Source organism: Thioalkalivibrio sp. (assembly GCF_041690275.1).
Lineage (GTDB): Bacteria > Pseudomonadota > Gammaproteobacteria > Ectothiorhodospirales > Ectothiorhodospiraceae > Thioalkalivibrio.
In genome coordinates this window covers 1,845-6,668 of the sequence record NZ_JAWLHP010000084.1, presented here as the reverse complement: position 1 = coordinate 6,668, position 4,824 = coordinate 1,845, and the positions used below count along the sequence as shown (strand labels likewise).

Sequence of the window (4,824 nt, the reverse complement as noted above, 5' to 3'; positions counted from 1 at the left end):
GATCGCGGCTGGAAGCCGCTCCCACGACCCCCCGGCGCTGGATCGCGGCTGGAAGCCGCTCCTACGCGGGGGCTTTGGCGGCTTTGTCCCGCAAGCGGCAGACGGGAGAAGGCTCCCTCCCCCGACTTCGGGGGAGGGCTGGGGAGGGGGCGCGGCGCACACCGGCTGCGCGGCACGCTCAGTCCTCGCGGGTCACGCGCACGACTTCCTCGACCGTGGTCGAGCCGTCGAGGATGCGGCGCACGCCGTCGGCGCGAATGCTGGGCGCGCTCATGCGCACATGCTCGCTCATCGCCCGTTCGTCCGCCCCGTCGTGGATCATCTGGCGCAGGGTATCATCGACCTCCACCAACTCGTAGATGCCGGTACGGCCGCGGTAGCCCGAGCCGTTGCATTGCGGGCAGCCGCTCGCCCGATGCACCAATGGCGGATCCGACAGGTCCAGCCCCAGCTGGATGCACTCGCTGTGGGTGGCCAACGCCGCATTGCGGCACTGCGGACACAGCAGCCGGACCAGGCGCTGCGCGAGGATCCCGTTCAGCGTGGACGCGAGCAGGAACGGTTCCACCCCCATGTCGCGCAGCCGGGTGATCGCGCCGATCGCGGAATTGGTGTGCAGCGTGGAGAAGACCAGGTGTCCGGTCAGGCTGGCCTGGACCGCGATTTGCACCGTTTCCAGGTCGCGGATCTCGCCGACCATCACCACGTCCGGGTCCTGGCGCAGGATCGCGCGCAGGCCGCGGGCGAAGGTCATGTCCACCCGGGTATTGATCTGCGTCTGGCCGATGCCGTCGAGGTAGTACTCGATCGGATCCTCGACCGTCAGGATGTTCCGGCTGCGATCGTTCAGGCGCATCAGCGCCGCATAGAGGGTGGTGGTCTTGCCGGAACCGGTCGGGCCCGTGACCATCACGATCCCGTGCGGCCGGCCGATCACCCGTTCCATCGACACGTACTGCGCCTCGGACATGCCCAGATGGCGCAGCTCCAGGCGTCCGGCCTGCTTGTCGAGCAGGCGCAGCACCACCCGCTCGCCGTGCCCGGAGGGCAGGGTGGAGACGCGCACGTCCACCGGGCGGCCGGCCACGCGCAGGGAGATGCGTCCGTCCTGGGGCAGGCGTTTCTCGGCAATGTCGAGGCGGGCCATCACCTTCACCCGCGACACGATCAGCGGCGCCAGCGCCGCCGGGGGGTTCAGCACCTCGCGCAGCACGCCGTCCACGCGCAGGCGCACCGACAGGCGCGACTCGAAGGGCTCGATGTGGATGTCCGACGCGTTTTCGCGCACCGCCTCGGTCAGCAGGGCGTTGATCAGCCGGATGATCGGGGCATCGTCCTCGGCCTCGAGCAGGTCCTCGGGCTCGGCCAGCGCCTCGGCCACGCTGAGCAGGTCGCCCTCCTCGCTCAGGCCCTCGACGAGGTTCATGGCCTCGTCACTGCTGCGCTCGTGGCTCTCGCGCAGGCGGCGCTCGAACTCCTCCTGGGGCAGGGTCTCCAGCTTCAGGGGTTCCGCACTGCGCCGACGGATCTCCAGCACCGCCATCGGATCCGCGTCGGCGCGCAGGTACAGCGTGCGGCGCCCGCCCAGCACCGGCCCCGGGAGCACGCCGGAGCGGCGCGAGAAGCCGTAGCCCGGGCTGAGCGGGTCGCCGGAGGTCTGTTCCGTCGGGAGGGTGCCGGGATCGGGAAACGCGCTCATCGATACCGGGACGGGGCCGCCAGCGGGCTGATGTCGGCGAAGGGCGGCGGCAGCTGGGTCAGGGCCTCGACCCGGGATCCGTTCGGGCTGGTCTCGGCGAAGGGCGGCGGGAGGTAGCTAAGTTCACGCCATTCCGGAACCACCGGGGTGTCACCGCGATGGCCGGTCCGCTCCGCTTCCATCAACTGTTGCCGGCGGATGAAGCTGTACTTCTCGCTGGTCAGTTCCGCGCCCTGGGCGTTGGTGCGCACGATCCGCGGGTACAGGAAGACCATCAGGTTGCGTTTCTCCATGTTCTGGCTGTCAAAGCGGAACAGGCGCCCGAGGCCGGGTATGCTGCCGAGACCGGGCACCTGGTCGCGGGTGTCCACCCGATTCTCCGAGATCAGGCCGCCGAGTACCAGCATTTCCCCGTCGTCCACCATCACGTGGGTGCTCAGGGACCGCGTGTTGGTGACCAGGTCGCGCGCGTCGCCGGTCGGGGCGATCTGCGAGACCTCCTGCTCGATCTCCAGACGGATCGCATTGCCCTCGTTGATCTGAGGGCGAACCCGCAGCTTCACGCCGATGTCCTCGCGGCGGATGGTGTCGAAGGCCTGGCCGGAGTCCTCCACCGCGCGGCCGACCACGAAGGGCACGTTCTGGCCGACCACGATCTCGGCCTCCTCGTTGTCGAGGGTGAGCAGACTCGGCGTGGACAGGATGTTGCTTGACGAGTCGCCCTGCAGCGCGTTGATCAGCACCGCGATCTGCGTGCTGCCGCTGATGCCGAGGCCGCCCAGGCTCAGGCCGTCTCCGAAGTCCGGGGGGGCGGCGACGTCGCCGCCGAGGAAGCCGTCCACGCCGGCCGCGAGCTGCAGCAGGCCGCGGCCGTCGCGGTTGAAGTTGATCAGGCCCAGCCCCGAATCGGGGTCGCCGACCGCCCACTGCACGCCCAGCTGGCGCACCCGGTCGGAGGAGACCTCGGCGATCACCGCCTCGACCAGCACCTGCGCGCGCCGGATGTCCAGCTGCCCGATGATGTCGCCGTAGTCACCGATCTCCTCGGGCGGGCCGAAGATCACCACCGCGTTGGTGCTCTGGTGGGGCTGGATGCGCACCGTGCGGTTCGCGCGCTGCCCGTCGGTGGCCTCTGCCGCCTCGCGGCTCTCGGCGATGCCCCGCAGCACCTCCACCACGTCCTCGGCCTGGGCGTAGCGCAGGTAGTGTACCTGGGTGTTGCCCGCCGCCACCGGGGTGTCCAGCCGCGTGATCAGCGCGCGCAGCCGAACCCGGCGCTCCGGGTCTCCGGACAGGATGATCGCGTTGGCGCGCTCGTCCGCGATCACGCGCACCTGGCCGCGCGGCGGCCCCTCTCCCCCCGCCCCGGTCTCCAGTTCCCGCAGCTGGTTGGCCAGCGAGGTGGCCCGGCCATGGCGCAGTTCGATCACCTCGTAGCCGTCGGATACCGGCTGATCGATGCGTGCGATGAGATCGCGCAGGCGGCGCACGTTCGCCACGCTGTCCGAGACCAGCAGCGAGTTGCTCTCGGTGGCGGCGGCGAGATGGCCGCCCTGCGGCACCAGCGGGCGCAGGATCGGCACCAGCTGGGCCGCGCTCACGTGCTCGGTCTGGATCACGTGGGTCACGATGTCGTCGGCGCGCAGCGGGTCCTCCGCGAACAGGTTCGGTACCTCGGCCTGCTTCGCCTGAACGTCCGGCACGATCTTGGTGGCCGCGTCGCCGGGCACGGCCGCGAAGCCGTAGACCTTGAGCACGCCGAGGAAGAGATCGAGCAGTTCGTCGCGCTCGACCGGGCGCCCGGAGACCACGCTCACGCGTCCGCGCACCCGCGGGTCGACGATGAAGTTGGTGCCGGTCTCCTCCGCGACCAGGTCGATCAGGGTCTGGATCTCGGCATCGCGCAGGTTAAGCGTCAGCGTGTCGGAGGACGCGGCCGCCGGGAACAGCCCGGTGACCGCGAGAACCAGCAGCATCTTCAGCAGTCTCTTCGCCATCGGCACACTCAATCAATCAGCTGGATGCTCAGGGGCAAGGCCTGACCCTCGCGTTCGACCACGATGCTGACCTGGCTCTGACCGGCCAGGTCCGCGAGGAGTTGATCCGTGTCCTCGATGCTGGACAGGGGCATGCCGTTCACCGAGGTAATCACGTCACCCGGGCGCAGTCCCGCCTGCTGGAACTGGCGTGCGTTGCGGGTCGGGCGCACCTCCAGGCCGTGCAGCGCACCGTTTTGCATCACCGGCCGGGCACGCACCGCCTGCAGCAGACGTTCCGGATCCTCCAGCCACTCGGAACGCTGGATGCGCGGCTCGTCGGCGTCGCCGGATGTGTTCGCGGCCGGTGTTGCGCGGGCTGGGGGGGCGGCATCGCCTGTTCCGTTGGTGGTGCCGTCCGCGCGCGGCAGCCACAGCGTCTCGTAGGCGCCGTCCCGCTCCAGGATCACCCGATCCGGGTGAATCCGGTGCAGCCGGGCCTGGCCGCCGGCGATCGTGTCGCCGATGCCGTACAGCTGCTCCGGGCTGTCCCGCTCGGCGATGATCGCCTTGCCCTGTTCCGGCGCGTCGCCCGCGAAAAGGCCCAGCAGCCGCAGACGCAGCCGGGTTTCCGGTGCCACCACCGGCTCCGGTGTCGCGCGCTCCCCGAGCTCGCCAAAGAGCGGCATCTCCGCGACCCGTGCCAGCGGGGACTCCTGGGAGACCGGCTCGGACGGGGCCACCTCCGCGGTCGAGATGTCCGCCGTGACGGGCGGCCGGACGTCCGGCGCGAGCACCTGCCAGGTCAGCTGCGCCGCCATCACGCCGGCCGCCACGATCAGCAGCAGGGTGAGCGCGCGCGGCAGCATCGATGGCGGATTGGCTGCGATCGCCAGCATCTCCGTTCAGGGCCTCCGGCAAAACGTCGGGGGACCCGAGGGTCTCCGGTGAGGCGGCTTGCCGGGACGCGTCGGGAAGGTGAGATGGACGGGGTTCACAGCCCCAATGTAGCAGAGCCGGGGCCGAAAAAAACGGCCGTTTTCAGGCCGTTTTCAGGGTGCGGCAGGCGTCCTGCGCTGGAGTCAGTGCCTTACGGGAAATACCTGCGATGAATTCGTAGGGTGGGCCAAGCGCCGCGGGCCCACCGGT

3 protein-coding genes are annotated in these 4,824 nt (G+C 70.1%); all 3 read right to left on the bottom strand.

From position 1 onward, the window contains the following. Positions 1-178: 178 nt before the first annotated feature. The 3 genes from gspE to gspC are packed head-to-tail and all read right to left on the bottom strand — an operon-like array spanning position 179 to position 4,574. The gene (gene gspE, locus ACESMN_RS12535) at positions 179-1,699 is read right to left on the bottom strand and encodes a type II secretion system ATPase GspE (protein WP_373053941.1); all 1,521 of its coding nucleotides are present in this window, start codon (positions 1,697-1,699) and stop codon (positions 179-181) included. Beyond that, a complete protein-coding gene (gspD, locus tag ACESMN_RS12530; protein WP_373053940.1) occupies positions 1,696-3,696 on the bottom strand; it encodes a type II secretion system secretin GspD in 2,001 nt (666 codons plus the stop codon). The genes gspE and gspD overlap by 4 nt, the downstream gene beginning before the upstream one ends. 8 nt (positions 3,697-3,704) lie before the next feature. Further along, on the bottom strand, positions 3,705-4,574 hold the full coding sequence (gene gspC, locus ACESMN_RS12525) for a type II secretion system protein GspC (protein WP_373053939.1): 870 nt from the start codon (positions 4,572-4,574) through the stop codon (positions 3,705-3,707). Positions 4,575-4,824 lie beyond the last annotated feature (250 nt).

Excerpts from the sequence above, each read along its gene's own strand:
- gspE (WP_373053941.1), bottom strand. The coding sequence starts at position 1,699 with ATGAGCGCGTTTCCCGATCCCGGCACCCTCCCGACGGAACAGACCTCC.
- gspD (WP_373053940.1), bottom strand. The coding sequence starts at position 3,696 with ATGGCGAAGAGACTGCTGAAGATGCTGCTGGTTCTCGCGGTCACCGGG.
- gspC (WP_373053939.1), bottom strand. The coding sequence starts at position 4,574 with ATGCTGGCGATCGCAGCCAATCCGCCATCGATGCTGCCGCGCGCGCTC.